The organism is Cyanobacteria bacterium FACHB-DQ100 (assembly GCA_014695195.1).
Taxonomy (GTDB): domain Bacteria; phylum Cyanobacteriota; class Cyanobacteriia; order Leptolyngbyales; family Leptolyngbyaceae; genus Leptolyngbya.
In genome coordinates this window covers 616429-635542 of record JACJNW010000028.1, presented here as the reverse complement: position 1 = coordinate 635542, position 19114 = coordinate 616429, and the positions used below count along the sequence as shown (strand labels likewise).

The 19114-nt window shown below is 48.0% G+C and carries 16 protein-coding genes; 12 read left to right on the top strand and 4 right to left on the bottom strand.

The genetic code is table 11. The annotated features are described in order from the left end of the window. Positions 1 to 3 precede the first annotated feature (3 nt). The 3 genes from H6F51_14135 to H6F51_14125 are packed head-to-tail and all read left to right on the top strand — an operon-like array spanning position 4 to position 4107. On the top strand, positions 4 to 3441 hold the full coding sequence (locus tag H6F51_14135) for a tail fiber domain-containing protein (protein MBD1823624.1): 3438 nt from the start codon (positions 4 to 6) through the stop codon (positions 3439 to 3441). A 17-nt stretch (positions 3442 to 3458) separates the two neighbouring features. Beyond that, on the top strand, positions 3459 to 3671 hold the full coding sequence (locus H6F51_14130; protein MBD1823623.1) for a hypothetical protein: 213 nt from the start codon (positions 3459 to 3461) through the stop codon (positions 3669 to 3671). A gap of 52 nt (positions 3672 to 3723) precedes the next feature. Beyond that, positions 3724 to 4107: a hypothetical protein gene (locus H6F51_14125; GenBank protein MBD1823622.1), complete on the top strand. Its 384-nt coding sequence runs from the start codon at positions 3724 to 3726 to the stop codon at positions 4105 to 4107. A 389-nt stretch (positions 4108 to 4496) separates the two neighbouring features. On the opposite strand, the gene H6F51_14120 is transcribed toward H6F51_14125, so the two are convergent. Both H6F51_14120 and H6F51_14115 read right to left on the bottom strand, forming a co-directional pair. Then, positions 4497 to 5207, bottom strand: a complete 711-nt coding sequence (locus tag H6F51_14120) for a MarC family protein (GenBank protein ID MBD1823621.1) — start codon at positions 5205 to 5207, stop codon at positions 4497 to 4499. A 68-nt stretch (positions 5208 to 5275) separates the two neighbouring features. Next, positions 5276 to 6730: a protein kinase gene (locus tag H6F51_14115; protein ID MBD1823620.1), complete on the bottom strand. Its 1455-nt coding sequence runs from the start codon at positions 6728 to 6730 to the stop codon at positions 5276 to 5278. Positions 6731 to 7064: 334 nt separating this feature from the next. On the opposite strand from H6F51_14115, the gene H6F51_14110 reads away from it, so the two are divergent. Further along, the gene (locus H6F51_14110; GenBank protein MBD1823619.1) at positions 7065 to 9530 is read left to right on the top strand and encodes a PAS domain S-box protein; all 2466 of its coding nucleotides are present in this window, start codon (positions 7065 to 7067) and stop codon (positions 9528 to 9530) included. Here H6F51_14110 and larC read toward each other — a convergent pair. Further along, positions 9527 to 10906 (bottom strand): nickel pincer cofactor biosynthesis protein LarC, encoded by a 1380-nt coding sequence (gene larC, locus H6F51_14105; GenBank protein MBD1823618.1) that lies wholly within the window; start codon positions 10904 to 10906, stop codon positions 9527 to 9529. The two genes, H6F51_14110 and larC, sit on opposite strands and share 4 nt — an antisense overlap. Positions 10907 to 10954: 48 nt before the next feature. Here larC and H6F51_14100 point away from each other — a divergent pair, with 48 nt between their 5' ends. The 3 genes from H6F51_14100 to arsS all read left to right on the top strand — a co-directional run bounded on the left by H6F51_14100 (position 10955) and on the right by arsS (position 13045). Further along, on the top strand, positions 10955 to 11617 hold the full coding sequence (locus H6F51_14100) for a threonylcarbamoyl-AMP synthase (GenBank protein MBD1823617.1): 663 nt from the start codon (positions 10955 to 10957) through the stop codon (positions 11615 to 11617). Positions 11618 to 11680: 63 nt separating this feature from the next. Next, on the top strand, positions 11681 to 12013 hold the full coding sequence (locus H6F51_14095) for a carboxymuconolactone decarboxylase family protein (protein MBD1823616.1): 333 nt from the start codon (positions 11681 to 11683) through the stop codon (positions 12011 to 12013). A gap of 3 nt (positions 12014 to 12016) precedes the next feature. Next, a complete protein-coding gene (gene arsS / locus H6F51_14090; protein MBD1823615.1) occupies positions 12017 to 13045 on the top strand; it encodes an arsenosugar biosynthesis radical SAM protein ArsS in 1029 nt (342 codons plus the stop codon). A gap of 3 nt (positions 13046 to 13048) precedes the next feature. Here the strand turns inward: arsS and H6F51_14085 are convergent, their stop codons facing one another. Next, the gene (locus H6F51_14085; GenBank protein MBD1823614.1) at positions 13049 to 13459 is read right to left on the bottom strand and encodes a DUF2141 domain-containing protein; all 411 of its coding nucleotides are present in this window, start codon (positions 13457 to 13459) and stop codon (positions 13049 to 13051) included. A gap of 204 nt (positions 13460 to 13663) precedes the next feature. Between H6F51_14085 and H6F51_14080 the strand changes: the two genes are divergently transcribed. The 5 genes from H6F51_14080 (at position 13664) to H6F51_14060 (ending at position 19112) form a co-directional block, all read left to right on the top strand. After that, positions 13664 to 14518 carry an urease accessory protein UreD gene (locus H6F51_14080; protein ID MBD1823613.1) on the top strand — a complete coding sequence of 285 codons (855 nt, stop codon included), beginning with the start codon at positions 13664 to 13666 and terminating at the stop codon, positions 14516 to 14518. 147 nt (positions 14519 to 14665) lie between these two features. Beyond that, the gene (locus tag H6F51_14075; GenBank protein ID MBD1823612.1) at positions 14666 to 16108 is read left to right on the top strand and encodes a hypothetical protein; all 1443 of its coding nucleotides are present in this window, start codon (positions 14666 to 14668) and stop codon (positions 16106 to 16108) included. Between the two features lie 79 nt (positions 16109 to 16187). Then, positions 16188 to 18161 carry a HEAT repeat domain-containing protein gene (locus tag H6F51_14070; protein ID MBD1823611.1) on the top strand — a complete coding sequence of 658 codons (1974 nt, stop codon included), beginning with the start codon at positions 16188 to 16190 and terminating at the stop codon, positions 18159 to 18161. Positions 18162 to 18455: 294 nt separating this feature from the next. Next, complete coding sequence (gene ureA / locus H6F51_14065) at positions 18456 to 18758, top strand: urease subunit gamma (protein MBD1823610.1); 303 nt, start codon at positions 18456 to 18458, stop codon at positions 18756 to 18758. 12 nt (positions 18759 to 18770) lie between these two features. Continuing rightward, positions 18771 to 19112, top strand: coding sequence for an urease subunit beta (locus tag H6F51_14060; GenBank protein ID MBD1823609.1), 342 nt, complete (start codon positions 18771 to 18773; stop codon positions 19110 to 19112). Positions 19113 to 19114: the final 2 nt, after the last annotated feature.

The following is a 19114-nucleotide window of genomic DNA, read 5'->3' as shown; positions in this document are numbered from 1 at the left end:
GCTATGAAAGGGGATTTTACTCGGTCTACATTTCAACCACAGAAACACTATAGCAGTGTCCGAATGCAGCAAGGACGGTTGCAGTTAGATGCTGACTGGAATGAGCAAGTTGATATTCAAAGTCACTTGATGCAAACTCAAGTGCGGGACATCATTGGGTTAAGTGGGGCACCACGAGCGGTGGAAGACCCCACATCACCTAAAAATTTTAATATCGAACCAACAGCCGATGGCAAAGATCTGAAGATTGGGTGGGGGCGAATTTACGTTGATGGCATTCTTTGTGAATTAGAGGAATCCATCACCTACGCAACGCAAAAGCACTATCAGGACGCACTCAAAACAGATTTAAAGAATGGTTTAGAAGATAACAAAGACTATTTAGTCTATCTCGATGTTTGGCAACGTCACATCACTGCGATCGAAGATCCAGGCATTTGTGAAGTTGCATTGAATGGAGCAGACACGGCAACGCGAACTCAAACGATCGCCCAAGTCAAATTACACTTACTAAAAGGCACAGGTTCCATTGATGAGCAATGGAATGAGTTTTTTAAGTCAAAACAAGATCGCAAGCCAGCGATCCAAGTATCTACAAGCGGTACGCTAGAGAATAATTTATATCGAATTGAAATTCATGTTCCTGGACCCGTTGGAACTGCAACCTTTAAATGGTCACGCAACAATGGAACGATTGTGAGTAAAATCGGGAGCATTGAAGGCAATATTATTACGATTAGTCGGAAAAGTGCTGAGAGTTGGCAATCTTCTCAGCCAGATCAGTGGCTCGAAATTACCGATGAAGCACAAGAATTAAAAGGAAAGCCAGGAACATTAGTTCGCCTAGTACAAGTTTTTGATGATAAGCTGTTTTTTGGCAAAATTGCCCCTTCAGACAACTCCAATGTGCCACTACCAGAATTTATCTCCGAGAAGGCAGCTAAAGACCAGAAGCTCAAAGTTCGTCGTTGGGACTACACCTCTGATACGACTCAGCCTGGCATTCCTACCGATTCAGCAAAACCGATTCCGTTGGGCAACGAGGGTATTCAAGTTCAGTTTGGAGCAGAATTTGTTTACGAGACTGGAGATTACTGGCTAATTCCAACCCGTGCTGCCAAGGAGATTGAAGGGGTGAATGGCGGGGATAATGTGGCTGATTCTTCCGCGTTTAGACCTCGTGAAGGCATTCATCATCATTATTGTCGCCTAGCACAGGTGCATTATCAGGACGGAGCTTTTAGCAAAGTAAAGGACTTACGGCAAAAGTTTTCTCCTTTGTTTGCTTGTTTACAGACGACCGAAGGTTTGAACCTAGGAGCAGCAAAGCAACTTGCAAAACTGCATGTTCAAGGGGCTGAAAAAATCGAAAAGGGCAGGATTTCCCCAGGGAATAAACCCAACGAAGTAACAGTCACAAGCATCGATGACAAAGAAAGTTTGAAGAAAGAGGATTTGAATCCTGGCGACACGATTATTGCTAATGGCCAAACCACGCTGATCACAAAGATTTTACCAGACGATCAGTCTGGAACTTTGCAAATTGAGCCTCCGATCGATCTAGGTGCCGATCGGCAGTTCCGTTATCAAAAGCCGATCGCTCGTTTCTCGCGCTTAGAGAACAATGAAGACAAGACTGAAGTCATCATTACTGCCCAAGGTCGCGTTGGCATCGGAACAGAGACACCAACAGCAAAACTGTCTGTTCAAGGACAATCAGACCAATCTGCGATCGCTCGTTTTCTAGACAGCACAAACTCTACTCGCCTGATTGTGGCGGCTGATGGAAAAGTTGGCATCGGCACAGAGACCCCTACCGAAGCCTTACAAGTGAGAGGCACGATCGAGACAGATAACCTCAAGCTACCGCCACAAAGCACCTTTGAAGTAGGAACGCTGAAAGCAAGAGTTGTTCAACTCCAAGAGCAATTGGAATTGGTGAATGGAGGGGCCTTAAAAGGACAAAACGATCGTCTGTTCGCCTCGGCTCCCCTAGAAGTAACAGGGATAGTCAAAGCAACAGAATTTGAAGGCGATGCACTCCAGTTTACTCAAGGAAGCACCAAGCTAAGTAGCCGTGCCACAGGGGGACTTACGATCGACAATCATGTGTTTATCGAAAAAGCAGGGGAGGAAACGGCAACAGTATGGGTAGATGGTCAAGTCAATACAACAAACTTGAGTGTCACGAATACCAGTACAACTGGTGTCTTAGTGATCAATCGTTCATTTAGATTTAGTACAGGACAGTCCATTCATCAGATTTCTACAGATGGCAGGCTTCAAAATGCCAATGACCAAACGCTCTCTACTCAGCTAGCGATTAAAACTTACGTTGATGCCAGCTTTAACCGATTGAATACAACGCTCAATGAACGAGCACTTCTCAATGGCTCTAATCAAGTTGATTTTAGTGTCCAAAATTTGGCTGTTGATGGCATTCTGAAACTGCTGCATGGTGCCGACATCAATGAATTTTCTACAGATGGAAGGTTACGAAATACAACGAGGGCTGTACCAACGGAACAAGCTGTCAAAACCTATGTTGATACTCGGTTAGCAGAAAGCTTATCTCGTCTTGCTAATCCCTCGAACACTGATGAATCTGCTGAGACAGACCTTACCACTAAAACACTGACGATCGCCGGGAATTTAACCACCACCCCTGCAACTGAACTTCAGCCCGGAGAACTTGCCAGATTGTATGTGCAAGGCTCTACTGCTCAGCAAGGCAATGTGATTAATATTGGTTCCACCCTAGTTCGATCGAATGCTGCTCTGCATGTAGGTGATACGATTACGCTCGCAGGACAATCCCCGCGGCTCATTACTCGTGCTGAGGGTTCTATGTTTTCGTTCGTCCCTCACTTTGAAACAGCTCCAACAGCAGCCACCCTGCAATACAACCAGCCGATCGCACGGTTTGCAAACAGCAAGGGCGAAAACCAATTAATGATTACCGCAGACGGTCTAGTCGTCATTGGCAAACTCGATTCCGATCGTCCAGTTCAGTTCAGTACACCGTTGTTAGAAACAAAACTGTATGTGAATGGACATATCTTTGGCAACAATGTGAGAGGGGACATTGAGCAACTTTCTTCTCGAACGTTGAAAAAGAACATCACTCAACTATCTAGCCAAGAGGTGGATCAACTTCTAGAGGAATTGCATCCAGTTAAGTTTAATTATATAGCGGAGGCAGATAAAATTCGGGTAGGTTTCATTTCTGAAGATGCTCCCGATTTAGTAGCATCAATGGACAAGAAAGCCATTAACCCGCTAGATATCCTGGCAATTCTGACGAAAGCGATTCAAGATCAACGACAGACAACCTTAACATTGTCGTATCTCTGCGATCGCCAGCAATGGAAGATTTGTAGGTTACAAGAACAAGTTAAAATGCTAGAACAGAAAGCAGATAAAAAATCTTGGTTTGGCTAAGAAAACGGATTTTACTCATGCAAGAACAACTAGAACAACGGCTTAAAGAATTAAAAGCAGAATTTACGGCAGGTCAGAAAGCATTGTCTGAGTTAGAGAGTCAAAAGACACATCTTACAGAGACGTTACTGCGAATTAGTGGCGCGATTCAAGTATTAGAAGAGGAGTTAACAAAAACAATGACCACAAAAAACAATCAGGTATTAGAAATGAAATCCTTAGAACAATAGGAGAGCAATGGTGATGAATACCCCTTCAGTAGACACTAAATCTCAATCGGCTATGGTAAAGCTTAGTTCCGGGGGCGAGCTCCAGAAAGTTTCAGCCCAAACGACTCCGATTCAAATCTACAGTACCGCCCTTTGGGAAACGCTCACAGAGCGGGAAACGGCTGTGATTTATAAGCAAGCGCTGAGTAAAACCTGGATGCTCCTGAAGCAAGCGATCGCGCTGCTGTTTTTCCTACTGCTCTTTGCGATCGCGCTCATTTTCTCGATTTGGGGCATTGGTTTTGCACTAGGTGCAGCTTTAGGACAAGACCCCGACAAGATGCAACAGGACTTGATAACGCAATTACAATCATCGCTTCAGCGTCTAGTTGGGTGGGCGGATGACTATGTTAAGCGGTATCTGCCGGGGTGGCAGTCATCTAACACACAACGGTAGGTTCTGTCTGAAGCTAGGAGCCATTAGAGCCGATCAATTACACTTCGATTTCAACTCAAATTCCAATGTTTCTCTTCCTGGTGTGGACATTATGATCGTAACTTTCATTTTTTGGGTAATTATTGTGCCATTTCTGCTTGCTTTCATTGTTGGCTTCGTTACATCTAGAATGATTAAACTATTGAACTAGTAACCAATCAGTTGTAATTGCAGCGAGGACACTGACTTAAGCCTGATCAGCGATTGCCCGATTACGTTCCTGACGTTTGGTGCTGTACAAAGCAGCATCAGCCTGAGCAATCTTCGCCATTGCATCAATGACATCGCTACTTCACATAAGCAACCGAAGTTAGCAAGCTGCAATTTACAACTCTCTGCATAACAGAGTCCTAAGCTTGGTACTGCTGCAAAAAGTGGATCACGCCCGTTTGTAACAAAGCGATCGTGCCATCCGCAATGTATTGCACCGCCAGCGCCGCCAGCAACACCCCTAAAATCCGAGTCACCACATTGACCCCGGTTCGACCCAGGGCTTGAGCTAAATACTTTGCCAGGATCAACAATGCGTAAGCGATCACCAGCACGATCGCAGCATCTGTCAAAACGATTACTTCTCCCAGCACATGGCTATCCGCTTCCTTGATCAAAATCAGCATACTGGCGAGCGTACCAGGACCTGCAATTAATGGAATTGCCAACGGAAAGACACTCACATCCTCACGCAGTTGCGCTTCTTGCTCCTCTTCTTTGGTTTCCCGTTCTCGTTGGGCAAACACCATATCAATCCCAATCTTGAAGAGCAAAATTCCGGCTGTAACCTGAAACGCCTCCATGCTGATGTCAAGATAGCGTAAGACAAAGGCTCCGGTGAGGGCGAAGGTTGAGAGAATCCCGGCTGAGACTAAAATAGCGCGTCGAGCAATGCGAGATTGTTCCTCCGGCGATCGACCTTCAACTAGGGTAATAAACAGAGGAACTAATCCAATCGGATCGACGATCACAAAGAGTGTTAAAAAGGCTTTTGCGATGAAAGCAATGGGAAGATGTTGCGCCAAAGCCTGCCAGTCAGCAGGGAACGACACAAATTGAAAATCAAACATAACTGCTCTATCTAGGTCTATTTACACAGCTTGCAGAATTTGAGCCTACGCCGAATCGGCACAAGTAGCTACTTTTTGTCTGGCTTCTCCCCTTTTTCTTCTCGTTTCTCGTCTTGGCGCTGCTCTTTTCTTTCTTTTTTGTCCTCCTGCTCGGATTGAATGGGTTGCACCGCAGGGGGTAGCGGGTCAGGGGTTAGATCTGGAGACGGCGAAGTCGTCGGGCTGGCAGAAGGCGATGGGATCGTTGGCGGTTCTGGCGCGGGCGTTGGTTCTGGCGGTAGGGGATCAGGGGATTGCTCTGGTGTAACCAAGGGCGATGCTTCAGGAGCAGACGGTTGGCTGGCTGGAGTCGATGCTGGCTTGGGACGCGCTGGCGCAGACGGTGCAACGATATCCTCACGCTGCCTTGGACTGATCGATGGCTCATCCTGGGGTGACACAGTGGGTTGAGGAGACACTGGAGTGCTGGATGGTGTTGAGAATCGGGTTGCCCACAGGCTCAGAACTGCTAGCCCGATCGCAGCAATCCCACCCCAGAGCCAAGGCTGTTTGGATCGATCGTGGCGTTGGGGGAGCGGCGGTTCTGTGTGAACGTTCACGCGATCCGTTCGATCCGTTCGATCAGAATGAGGTGAGCCAACCGCGAGGGTAGCAACTTGGCTAATGGGTGCTCTTGGAGCCGGAACCGATGCGATCGGCAGGGCCGAGATCGCTTCCTGCTTTAGTTCTGGCAGCAAGGCTAACCAGTCTTCCACGGTGGCGGGTCGGTGGTGCGGTTCAAGTGCCATGCCCTGTAAAATTGCCTGATTCGTTCTCGGACTCAGATCGGGGCGAAGGTGTCGCGGTTCCGGGAGGGGTTGGCGATCGCGCAAAACTGATGCGATCGGCACCTGACCTGTGACGAGAGTATAAAGCGTTGCCGCCAGTCCATAGACATCGATTGCAGCGGTACGTTTGGCTTGGGGTAAATACTGCTCGATCGGCGCATAGCCCTCGGAAAACATACTCGTGTGCGCTTGCGTTAAGCCTGGAGAAAATTCCCGCGCTGTACCAAAATCAATCAAAATCACCTGATCGGTTCCCTGACGCAAAATCAGGTTTTGTGGCTTCACGTCCCGATGCAGTAATCCCAACTGATGCACGGCTGTTAACGCTGCTCCCACTTGCTGGATGAAGGCGATCGCGGTCGCTTCGGGCAAGGGCGAATGAGCGACGACCTGCGCCAGCGTCAGACCCGGAATATAATCCATCACCATGTAGGGCAAGCCTTCTTCGGCAAAAAAGTCGTTGACCCGCACAATGCCTGGATGAACGCACATCGCGAGCCGTTTTGCCTCATCTTGGAATTGACGCTGGAAGTTGGCAAAGTTCTGGTCTTGCCGCAGTGCATCATTCATTGTTTTAATCACCACGACTTGAGCGAGCCAATGGTGAGTCGCACGGTAGGTCACGCCAAACCCTCCCCGTCCGAGTTCTTGATCGAGGGTATATTTGCCGTTTGAGAGCGTTTTGCCCACAAATATCGTCATGACGATCGGTGTAATGGGTTAACAAACGCTTCTAGTGTAAGCTACCATCGTTCGATCTCTGAGTATCTATGGGTGAAAAGAGAATTAATTCGTTTGACAAATTGACTCCAAAGTTCCGAGCCGCGATCGAATTGTAATTTATCGGTTTCTAGAGATATTAAGTCACTGTTGATTCAACCGATCGCACAGACGACGATTTCTTGAAGGAATAGATTTTGTACTGCTCGATAGAAAAGTTAATACAGGGGCATCCTGGAAACATACACCCCATCTCAATTGCTTGAGCTGAGGTAACGCCCTTTACCTGTTTTGTCCCTGTTTCAATTTTATGCAGGATACCATTCACCGTCACCTAGAAAAGAATGCTCAACCAGAGGATGGCATCAACTTTCGGCGCTTGGTTGAAGCAGCCAATGATCTCAGTTGGGTTTGTCAGTTAGATTGGACATTAACCTACATTTCGCCTCAACTCCAGACATTGTTCGGGTATGCACCAGAAGAATGGGTGGGACGATCGTGGATGCCCCTGAGCCATCCTGAAGACTTTCTCCGAATCGAAGCAATTTTACAGAATGTAATCAAAACGGGTGAAAATCTCTCAGGTATTGAGTTTCGTCATGCGCTCAAAGCTGGAAGCTGGCATTGGGTGTCGTTGAATGTGGCATTAATTCAAGACAACAGTGGAAACGCGATCGGGCTGCAAGGAATTGTGCGAGACATCGACGATGCGAAGCACCGCGAGGCGGAACGCAAAGTCACAGAGATTCACCTGCAAGAGCAGGAGCAACTTCTTCGCAGTGTATACGAAGCGGTCGAACACAGCATCACGACGGTCGATGTGCGAGAAGATGGAGAGTTCTGTTTTGTCGGCTGGAATCCTGCAACCGAAAAAATTACCGGAATTTCCAGTGCAGCGATCGTCGGTCAAACGCCAGAATCGTTAATGGGTGAACTGCATGGCAAAATGGTGCGGCAGGATTATCATCGCTGCCTAGACGCGGGCACTTCAATTACCTACGAAGAGTTTTTACCAATCGGAGGACGTGATGTCTGGTGGTTAACCACTCTCAATCCGATTAAAGACGATCGCGGCAGAATTTGCCGGATTGTCGTGACCTCGTTTGACATCACCGATCGCAAAGCGGCTGAAACTGCGCTGCAACAGGCAGAAGTCCATTACCGCAGTATCTTTGAAGCGATCAACAATGGGATCAGCATCGTTAATTTAGAAACAGGCAGAGTCGTCGCCGTTAACCCTGCGTTCTGCCAGATGCATGGTTATACCGCCGAAGAATTTCTTCAGTTTGAATCGTCTAAGTACATTCATGCAGACTCTTTTCCAAAGTTCTTTCGGTTTGTTGAGACAATTCAGGCAGGAAAACAGTTTTTCTGCGAGGCGATCAATCTGCACAAAGACGGCACTTGCATTGATATTGAAGTCACTGCGGTTCCTTTTCTCTATAACAATCAGCCTTGCGCTCTATCAATCATTCGCGATATTCGCGATCGCAAAGCTGCAGAACAAGCACAGGCAAGACTCACCGCTATTCTAGAGGCGACCTCTGACTTTGTCGGCATTGCGGATATGCAAAGTAGAATTCTCTATCTCAATGCGGCGGGACACCACTTACTTGAAATTCCGCTTGAAGAAGACCTGATTGGTTTTCCAATTGATAGTGTGCATCCGCCAGCCGCCAGTAAAATGCTTGCTGCTCAAGCGTTTCCGATCGCGATTCAGCAAGGCATTTGGCAAGGCGAGTCGATCGTCTTGACCCGTAGTGGATGTGAAATTCCGGTCTCACAGGTCGTCATTGCTCACAAAAGAGCCGATGGCACTCCTGAATATTTCTCTACAATTATTCGCAACATCACAGCACAAAAACAAGCTGAAATCATTCTGCAACAGAAAGCACAGGAGCTAGAAGCGGCATTGCAGGAACTCCAGCGCACCCAACTGCAAATGATTCAGGCTGAGAAGATGTCGTCTTTGGGTCAGTTAGTCGCGGGTGTTGCTCACGAGATCAATAACCCAGTGAACTTTATTTATGGTAATGTCGCGCCTGCGGGTGAGTACATTCAGGATTTGCTCAAATTAATCGACCTTTACCAGACGCAGTATCCGAATCCATCTCCGGTCATTCAAGACAAGATCGAGGAAATCGATTTGGAATTTATTGAGGCGGATCTACCTCGCTTGTTCACGTCGATGAAGATGGGAGCCGATCGTATTCGTCAGATTGTTCATTCTTTACGAACCTTCTCACGGTTGGATGAGGCAGCTTGTAAAGAAGTGGACATTCATGAAGGCATTGATAGCACCTTAATCATTTTAGAAAACCGTTTCAAAGCAAAAGCTGAGCAACCTGCAATTGAAGTGGTTAAGCAATATGGCAACTTGCCGTTGGTGGAGTGCTACGCCGGACAACTGAATCAGGTGTTTATGAATGTTTTAGCGAATGCGCTAGATGCACTAGAGGAGCAAAATCAACACCGCTCTTTTGAGCAGATTAAAGCATCTCCCAACCGCATTGAGATTCGCACTCAGGTCTTGAATGGCGATCGCGTTCAGATTCGGATTGCAGACAATGGTGTCGGCATTCCAGAAGCGGTGAAGCAGCGTATTTTTGATCCGTTCTTTACGACAAAGCCTGTGGGCAAAGGCACAGGCATGGGAATGTCGATTAGCTATCAAATTATTACGGAAAACCACGGAGGGACGCTTCAGTGTTTTTCCACGCCTGGACAGGGTGCAGAATTTGTCATTGAAATTCCGCTACGGCAGCAAGTTTCCTAATGCGTAGAATGCCAGGTTTGCAGGGCGATGCGATGCACTTCTCGCCAGGGTAAATCTGCTTCTCGCGCAATGCGGGCACAGTCTTCATATTCGGGCTGTACGTTGACGATCGCGCCATTTTGAGAAGCAATTTTGACCTGAACTGAGCCATATTCCGTGCTGATTTGCTCGAATCTACGATCAAGGACTGTTCGCTGCTGTGTTGTGCGTCGAATTCCTAATGTGGTTGTTTCGCGGAATAAAATTGTTTCGCACTCTGCTGCCTTTTCTGGTGGACAAATCACTGTTAATAATGTTCCGAGACGTGATTTCTTCATCGCGATCGCTTGCGTAAACACATCGAGCGCTCCAGCTTCAAATAAGGGATCGAAGACATATCCGATCGCTTGGGGGTTGAGATCATCAATTTGAGTTTCGAGGACTGTAACCGTTTGCGGTGTGGTCATCTGATGCGCTGTAGATTGGTGATCTTCGGTGGTGCCGATCCAAACTCGCATCATATTCGGAATCGGGAGATCGATCGTTCCGGCTCCGAGTCCGATTTTTTGCAGCGTCATCTTTGGCGGAGCGCTAAAATCTGCAGCAAGAGTGGTGACGATCGCGGCTCCGGTGGGAGTGACTAATTCACGCTCGATGCCGTTGCTGTAGATCGGGACTTGCCGCAGTTCAAATAATTTCAGCACGGCGGGAACAGGAACGGGTAAGCGTCCGTGTGCCGCCCAGACGGTGCCGCCTCCGGTGGGTAAAGGTGAGCAAACAATGCGATCGACGTTCAGCCAGTCAAATCCGATACAAGTTCCAACGATATCCACAATGGCATCGATCGCGCCGACCTCGTGAAAATGTACTTCTTCGGGTGGAATGCCGTGGACGGCTCCTTCTGCGATCGCTAACTGCCGGAATACTGCCAAACTCCAAGCTTCTGACCGTGGAGACAGGTTTGCACCGTGGATCATGCGCTCGATTTCGGGTAGGCGGCGTAGCTTGTTATGGGAGTGATGATGCTCGTGCTGATATTCATGGTTATGAGAATGCTCGTGATTATGCGAATGATTGTGATTATGCGAATGATTGCGAGCGTGAGAATGGGCGTGGTCATGAGGATGATTGTGAGCGTGAGCGTGGGAATGCTCCTGAGCAGGATGATTGTGATCAGGTGAGAATTGAGCATCCGACTTTAATCGCACATGAACTTTAGTTGCGCGTTGTCCATTGCGGTGTACCGTTTCGGCTTCAAGCTGATATTCTTCCGAAATGCCTAGTCGATCGAGGCTTTCGGTTAGATACCCTAGAGGAACGCCCATATCGACTAATGCTCCAAGGCACATATCCCCAGCAATTCCCGTGGGGCAATCCAGGTACGCAATCTTGCTCATCACACATGAAAAGGGTTAAATACCTCTCCACAATACACCCGCTCAGCTATGGCAACCCTCTACAAAATTCATCCGGATACACCCCAATCGCGCAGCATCGATCACGTGGTTTCAGAACTGCGTAATGGAGCCGTGATGCTCTATCCAACGGATACGGTTTACGCGATCGGCTGCGATCTCAATTCTAAATCCGGAGTGCAGCGTGTCCGACAACTCAAGCAACTGGCAAACGAAAAACCGTTAACGTTTCTGTGTTCCTCGCTTTCTGATATTTCTCAGTATGCCGTGGTGAGCGATCGGGCGTATCGGATTATGCGGAGTCTGGTTCCGGGGAGTTATACCTTTCTCCTGCCTGCGACGAAATTAGTGCCTAAGCTGGTGATGAATCCCAAGCGGAAAACGACTGGAATTCGAGTTCCCGATCATCCCGTTTGTCAGGCGCTGCTAAAATCGCTCGGAAATCCAATTATCTCGACTTCTGCCCATGTTCCAGTGGAGGATGAAACGATTCCGCTTAAGGTACGCAATCCAGAGAATTTAGCGCTACCAGAACTATTCGACAGTATGGATCGGCTGGTTGATTTGATTGTCGATACCGGACAGGAACCGACACAGGCAGTATCGACGATTCTGGATCTCACCACCGATGAGCCTGAGATCGTGCGAAAAGGATTAGGTTGGGAGGCTGCGGCAGATTGGGTATTGGAGTAGGTTAGACAAGATGCTCAACCCATCGGTCAATTAGGATTGTTATAGCCCACCATTTAATCGAACATGGATACCTACTACAATCCCGACCACTTACCCAACTTTGGCAAAATCAGCGAAGGCAATCCCGAACTGGCTGAAAAGTTCTTTGCGTATTATGGTGCCGTGTTTGAAGAAGGCGCATTGTCGAAGCGCGAAAAAGCGCTGATTGCGATCGCGGTCGCTCACACGGTTCAATGTCCTTATTGCATTGATGCCTACACTAAAGAGTGCCTCCAGCAAGGCGCAGATCTAGAGCAAATGACCGAAGCGGTTCATGTTGCCACAGCCATTCGAGGTGGATCATCGCTGATTCACGGGCTGCAAATGCTGGATCAAGTTAACAAGTTAGCAATGTAGAGCATGACTTCACTTTTAAAGCGCCGATCGCCCCTCACCTCAACCGATTATCAGCAAAGCCTTTTAGACAATCTGCCGTTAAACAACGGAGATTTCTCCGATCGCTTAGCTGTTCACGGTTGGGATAGCCTTCAACCCGCTGAACTGGAGATTTTCCAAATTAATGTTGGCAAGTTGTGTAATATGACCTGTCGGCATTGTCATGTCGATGCGAGTCCCGATCGCAAAGAAATTATGACTCGCGAAACCGTGGATCTGTGTTTGCAGGCGTTGGATCAAACAAATGCTCACACGGTCGATCTCACAGGTGGCGCACCGGAGCTTAATCCGAATTTTCGTTACTTGGTCGATCAATGTGTGGCGCGTGGGAAAAAAGTAATCGATCGCTGTAATCTCACGGTTTTACTGCTTCCCACGATGGAAGATCTGCCCGAATGGTTAGCAGAACGGAAAGTCGAAGTCGTTTGCTCTTTGCCGCATTATCGCCAACGAAACACCGATGCTCAACGCGGTGATGGTACGTTTGAGAAATCGATCGAAGCTTTGAGGCGCTTAAATGCAGCAGGCTATGGCACGGGAGATCCCGATCGGCAGCTAACTCTAATGAGCAATCCAGTTGGCGCATTTCTTGCCAGTGGACAAGCCAAACTCGAACAAGAATGGAAAGCTGGACTGATGAAATATCAAGGCGTGAGCTTCGATCGCTTAATCACGCTGAACAACATGCCAATCTCGCGATTTTTGGAATGGCTCGAATCCACCGGAAACTTACAGGGCTACATGGAATTGTTAGTCAATTCGTTCAATCCTTCAACAATCAACGGATTAATGTGTCGCAACACACTATCGATCTCATGGGATGGATACTTATATGATTGCGACTTTAATCAGATGCTTGATTTGAAATGTGAAACACCACACCTGCGGGATCTCGATTTAGAGAAGCTGAGGAATCGGACGATCGTAACTGGGCGACATTGTTTCGGCTGCACCGCCGGGGCAGGAAGTTCATGCGGCGGCGCATTGACCTAGACCTTAACCGCCTAGTAAATACTGCAACTGAATCTGAGCGGTTGTCTCTGTTCCTGCGACAAACACAGCCGCTTCACTAAATCGCGGCGCACCTGTCCGAATCACCGGATTGCGCGAAAACCCAAATCCCTCGGTGGGAATGCCAACAAAATTGCGATCGAGCCTCCCATTTCCATTGCGATCGTGATACACCGCGATCGCATAATTGCCTAACGCTAAATTCTGAAACGTGACTGCGGTGCGCCCTTGCCCTACAGGAAGACACTGCGCCCGTACCGCTCGATCGCTCTTGTCGGGAAATCCCTGACTGCCTGCAAACAAGCTGACACAGACCTGTCCTTGCTGTCTTTGAATACCGTTGACCACGATCTTCAAATTACTGGTCGATTTTGCCTGCGCCATCATCGGAATCATTAAGCCTGCAAACAGGGTCAAGGCTGCAAGCTTCGGGTAGGGGTTTCGCACGGTTTTCTCCTTTGAAATAGCCTTTACATTCTGTAATAAAGTTGTGAGTATTGTGGCATTCCGATCGCAAATCTGAAAAGCTTCTGTAAATTTTGCGATCGCTGCCTTTCCCGATAGAAGCTAAAAATACGAAACTTTAGCCGCTCTATTGCTGTGAATCATCCTCGACCTGTTGCTTCTGAGCTAACCCAAACCGATTGGCATGGTAGTTTGCGCCTCGAATTTGAAAATCGCCGTGGGATTACTCAACTGATTCAAAATCAGGGAAAAGCGCCGCTCAAAGTCCAGCGCCCGTTCTATCCAGAAAATAGCGGAACTTGCCACAGTGTCATCATGCACACCGCAGGCGGAATCGTCGGGGGAGATCGCTTAACTTTCGATGTTAAACTTGCACCTCACAGCCAAGCACTAATCACCACTCCCGCCGCCGCCAAAATCTATCGCACCAATGGGCGCGAAGCTCAGCAAATCACCGAGATCGATTTAGCAGAAGGCGCTTGTCTAGAATGGTTGCCGCTCGAAACGATCGTGTTTAATCAAGCCTCATTCCGCCAAGCAATGCGCGTGAACTTAGCTCCGGGTGCAGAGTGGATTGGGTGGGAGATTACCCGCTTTGGACGGAGTGCCGGAGGGGAACGATTTCTCGAAGGAAATTGGCGATCGCACACCGAAGTTTGGCAAGCGGGAAAACCCATTTGGATCGATCGACAATGGCTTCCAGGCAGTGAAACCACTTTCAACAGTTCGCATGGATTAGCAGGCTGCCCGATCGTTGCTAGTTTCGCTTGGATTGGACAGACCGTAGAGTCCGAACTGGTGGAAAAAGCACGCGCCCTTTGGACAGGAAGTGAGGGCGAAATTGGGGTAACGCGCTTACCCTTGGGCTTACTGTGCCGCTATCGGGGTCACTCTAGCAGCAAAGTCCGACGCTGGCTAATTGCAGTTTGGGGATTGGTGCGATCGATGTCCGGTCGCCCGATTTGCATTCCGAGAGTTTGGCAGCTTTAGAACACTTTGTTCTCCGAGGAATTACCCAAACGGGTAAGAGGGAAACACGATCGCGCTGCATACGATTGAACCAAGATTCACTTCACTACCCCTCGTTCAGAGCTGAAGTGGTATCCCCCCATTCATTCGATGGAGCCGAACTAACCTATGTCTAAACGTTTAATTGCGCTTAGCTCGATCGCAACTCTCTCTGCACTCAATCTAGCAAGCACCCTGTCCGTCTCAGCGCAAACCCGTCAACTCGACATCAATCCAAATGCTGCAAGAATCAACCCGGAGACTGTCCGGATCAACAGGCGGGCACCCGTTCAATTTCAACCTTTTGAGGTGCGAGATCCCGAAACCGGAAAGCCAATCTCGCCGGACACGGTTCTGACGCTGCCAGATGGTAAACAAGTCAAAGCAGGCGAATACTATGCTGAGCTGAATCGTCTTGAGCAACAATTCAGCCAGATTGGTTATTCATTCCGACAACCAGAAGAGAGTGTCTTGTTGCAAGAGACGGTGATTGATCAAAGCGAACTGAAACGGCAGATTGATTCTGTTTCAGGTGATCACCGCAAGATCAGTCTAGAACGATCGCTGTTTAAAACCACGCTTGATCCGAGTCTAGTTCTCAGGCAACCCGAAGCCATTCCCAACTTAGAACTCCGACCCGGCGCACTACAATCGCAACTCAATCCTAAATTTGATCTTGATACTCTCCAGCAGCCCGATCTCGGCACTTTGCGGCAAAAGCAACTGCGATCGCCCGTGTTCAAGCCGATCAATCCCGATTTAATCCGAGTCATCCCGCCTGCACCCAAAGGCTACAACAAAGCCTGGAACTACAACCTCGGCAATCCCAGCACCTTCTCCGCTTACGTCAACGGAAAACTTCAGCTTAAAGGCTCGACGAATTTCTCGAATGCTTATGCGGAGGGCAATGCGGGTGGCTATATGTTTAACAACCAAGCCAACCTGATCCGGGCGACTGCTTCAATGAACTCGCAGAAGTCTGGCAACTCTACCATTGATGTCCGGCTGAATGTGCTGGGACAGAGCGTTTATAACTTCCAAGACAGTCGTAACACGCTGCTAATCAAGTCTGATAGCTTCTCGCGATCAGTCGATCGTCAGGTTGCGGATCTGCGGTTTAGCTTAGGCCCAATTCCGATGCGAGCCTCGTTTGGGGTGCGGGGAAGCGCAGGTATTCAGTATCTCGCGATCGCAAATCCAGCCATTGTCTCGGCGTATGCTCAAGTCAGCCCGTTTGTGGATGCAAGAGCTTATGGTCAGGGTGGCGCGGATATCTATGTGGCTGGGGCTGGAGTTGGTGCAAACTTAGTGCTGGTACGCGATGATCTAGATATGCGGGGTCGGGCTTATCTGGCACTTCAGAACAACAATCCTTACTTGATGATGCAGCTATCGGCATACAACTCGCTGGAAGCGCTGAGCGGTAATGCTTATGCTTATGCCTATATGTATGTTCCGAAGTTTGGTATCCCACCGTGGAAGAAGAAACAGTGGAACTGGAATATCTGGAGCTGGACGGGCTTCAAGACCGACGGTTATCTGTTTGATGAATCTTACAAAGTTGCGCTGTAACGGTTCGTTCGATTTAATTCTGTCTTTTACTGTCCCGAAAGACAGAATTACGCCACTCTACTGCTCTTGAGATCAGATTATGTCTTCTAAAAAAGTGTTGCCTCTACAAAAAGTGTTGCCTCTGCATCGTCGATCGCTGTTTGCATTATCTGGATTGTTACTTGCAATCGCTATTCCTGGAACACTAACCTATGGCAAACAGATTGGTGAATTTGGCACAATTCTGAGTTCGTCGATTGTTGCTCAACCTTCACCGCAGTATCAGTTCAAAGTGGGCGATCGTTTGACGTACAAGTTGGACTATCGCAATATCGGAAATTCTGATTTACGGGCTTTGTTTGGGGATCTAAAACCAGATAGTAATGCAGAGGCTCCAAGTACCTTTGTAAGTAACTTTGACAATCGGATACAAGCAGATTTAGTCATGACTGTTCTGGAGCAGAAGAACGATCGCGTCACAGTTGCTTATCGTTTGCAAAATCTCAATGTGCAGATTCTCTCGAATGGTCAATTGATTGCAGAACAGTCTCAACTGATTCAGAAAGATCTCGCTCAAGATATCTTTGCTGAGGTTGATGCTCAGGGCAAGATTCTATCGGTGCGGTTTGATCCGAACATGAGCAACATTGCTCAGAGTTTTGCACGATCGCTGCTGGCTTCGACTCAATTTGTCACAGCAAAATCTCCCACAGTTAGCACTTGGGAAACACAGGAAGACGATCCGAACGGACAGTACATTGCTCAATATCGCAGTAACTTTGACCAGTTCCAAAAGTCAAAACTACGCTATCTACAACCCGATAAAAAACCTAGAAGCACCAAACTCACACCCATTATTACTCCACAGGGACAATTAACCGCAAAATTTGACATAAAAGCAGGTCGCCTTTTAAACCTGAGTGGGAAAGAGACTCAAAGCTTTGAAGTCTCTAAGAAAAAGATTGGACAAAGCGAAACAACACTGAATCTAAGTTATTCTGCACAGACACAATTAAACGCGACGGATTTAGCAGCCTTACAAAAAGCTAGTGCAGCGCAGCAAACGCAAGCGATCGCGCTCTCTTACACCATTCCTGAAGAAGAAGCGGAAGCAAAAATTCAGCGCCAACAGTTAGGAGAAAGCACCTTAGAAAGCTTGTTATCTGAGTTAGACGCGCTGAGCAAATCACCCGACAAAGCTCAGAACACCACTGATCTGTATCTCAAGATCAAAGCTTTGATTTATCTCAAACCAGAAACCAGTGCAGCTTTTGCTCAACGCATTCTCAAGAGTGAAGCCACTCCAGCGATGCAATTAGTTGTAGGTGCGCTGAGTGCCGTTGGACATTCACAAGCACAAGCTGCTTTAGTTCAAATCATCAATTCTCAAACTCAAGATTGGAAAACACTCGCGGCGCTAATTCCCAGTCTTGCAACCGTAAAATCTCCAACTCCAGAAACGATCGCGCTCTTAAGCAATTTCGCCTTCAACTCTGACAACTCGCAAGTTGCCTCAACCGCGCAACTCGCCCTCGGTACAGCCGCACACAACTTACTTGAGTCTGCGCCGAATCGAGCGAACTCGATCGCCGATCGCTTTGTTGAGCGACTCCAAAAATCGCAATCTTCCGATGACATCAAGCAAAACTTACTGGTGTTAGGGAATATTGGCTCGGCTCGATCGCTCGATGCCATTACAAAGCTGACAAATTCACCGCAGGCAGAGATTCGAGCGATCGCTGTTTCATCTCTGCGCCTAATTCCTGAGACAACGATCGATCGACGCTTAAATCAAACCCTACAGAGCGACACAGAAGAAGCGGTACGCGCTGAAGCGGCAGTTGCATTAGGATTTCGCGAAATGTCGCCAGAGAATTACCAAAGCCAAAAACAAGCCATTCAATCGGATAAATCCGTTAAGGTCAGAATGGCGCTGCTTAGAAACCTGTGGCAAGTTCAAGCCCAATTTCCAGAAGTGCAGCAGATTGTGAAGCAACTTGCAGAGAAAGACGAATCCGAAGAAGTGCGAGAAGCAGCAAGTAGCCTGCTTTCCACGCTTGGGGCGCAATTGTAATACTCAATCAGTTGTAATACTCAATCAGTTGTAATACTCAATCAGTTTGTTAATGCTACAGATCCTTCGCCCCCTAAATCCCCCATTCTGGGGGACTTTGAGAATCTAATAATTCTTTGGTTTGAAGTCCCCCACTCGTGGGGGATTTAGGGGGCCACCAAGATCTGTGGTGCTCAAAGATCAAAAAGACCAATTTGGCATAAGCTGGACGCATCCAAGATTTCCAAAATTCTTCACAACATCTGCTCTGCTTTTGTCATACATTTAATTCCGAGCCGACCAGAGACAGAATCGATGCAACTCACGCCCCAAGAAAAAGATAAGCTTCTCATTTTTACTGCCGCTTTAGTCGCAGAACGCCGCAAAGCAAGAGGATTGAAACTAAATTACCCCGAAGCGATCGCCTACATCTCTGCGGCAATTCTCGAAGGAGCAAGAGACGGGCAAACCGTCGCCGAGTTAATGAACTACGGAACCACGCTCCTGACTCAAGACGACGTAATGGACGGAATTTCCGAAATGATTCACGAAGTCCAAGTCGAAGCTACCTTCCCGGATGGAACCAAGCTTGTCACCGTTCACAACCCGATTCGATAGGAGAATAGCGCCATGATTCCAGGTGAAATGTTCGTCGAAGACGGTGAAATCGAACTGAATGCAGGACGAGAAACCGTAACACTGACTGTGGCAAACCGAGGTGATCGCCCGATTCAGGTTGGCTCACACTTTCATTTCTTTGAAGTGAATGCGGCATTGGAATTTGATCGCGATCGCGCCCGTGGAATGCGGCTCGATATTCCCGCAGGTACCGCCGTTCGATTTGAACCTGGAGACGATCGAGAAGTTACGCTTGTTGCGCTGGCTGGATCGCGTCAAGTGTACGGATTCAACGCCAAAATCGAAGGCGCACTGGATGGGAAGTCGAAAAAAGGTAAGAAGAAATCTAAATAATC

Bases quoted from the DNA above. Each gene is read 5' to 3' on its own strand.
- H6F51_14095 (MBD1823616.1), top strand. From the start codon at position 11,681: ATGGATACCTACTACAATCCCGACCACTTACCCAACTTTGGCAAAATC.
- H6F51_14075 (MBD1823612.1), top strand. From the start codon at position 14,666: ATGTCTAAACGTTTAATTGCGCTTAGCTCGATCGCAACTCTCTCTGCA.
- H6F51_14100 (MBD1823617.1), top strand. From the start codon at position 10,955: ATGGCAACCCTCTACAAAATTCATCCGGATACACCCCAATCGCGCAGC.
- H6F51_14135 (MBD1823624.1), top strand. From the start codon at position 4: ATGAAAGGGGATTTTACTCGGTCTACATTTCAACCACAGAAACACTAT.
- H6F51_14085 (MBD1823614.1), bottom strand. From the start codon at position 13,459: ATGATTCCGATGATGGCGCAGGCAAAATCGACCAGTAATTTGAAGATC.
- H6F51_14060 (MBD1823609.1), top strand. From the start codon at position 18,771: ATGATTCCAGGTGAAATGTTCGTCGAAGACGGTGAAATCGAACTGAAT.
- H6F51_14110 (MBD1823619.1), top strand. From the start codon at position 7,065: ATGCAGGATACCATTCACCGTCACCTAGAAAAGAATGCTCAACCAGAG.
- arsS (MBD1823615.1), top strand. From the start codon at position 12,017: ATGACTTCACTTTTAAAGCGCCGATCGCCCCTCACCTCAACCGATTAT.
- H6F51_14070 (MBD1823611.1), top strand. From the start codon at position 16,188: ATGTCTTCTAAAAAAGTGTTGCCTCTACAAAAAGTGTTGCCTCTGCAT.
- H6F51_14130 (MBD1823623.1), top strand. From the start codon at position 3,459: ATGCAAGAACAACTAGAACAACGGCTTAAAGAATTAAAAGCAGAATTT.
- H6F51_14125 (MBD1823622.1), top strand. From the start codon at position 3,724: ATGGTAAAGCTTAGTTCCGGGGGCGAGCTCCAGAAAGTTTCAGCCCAA.
- ureA (MBD1823610.1), top strand. From the start codon at position 18,456: ATGCAACTCACGCCCCAAGAAAAAGATAAGCTTCTCATTTTTACTGCC.
- larC (MBD1823618.1), bottom strand. From the start codon at position 10,906: ATGAGCAAGATTGCGTACCTGGATTGCCCCACGGGAATTGCTGGGGAT.
- H6F51_14120 (MBD1823621.1), bottom strand. From the start codon at position 5,207: ATGTTTGATTTTCAATTTGTGTCGTTCCCTGCTGACTGGCAGGCTTTG.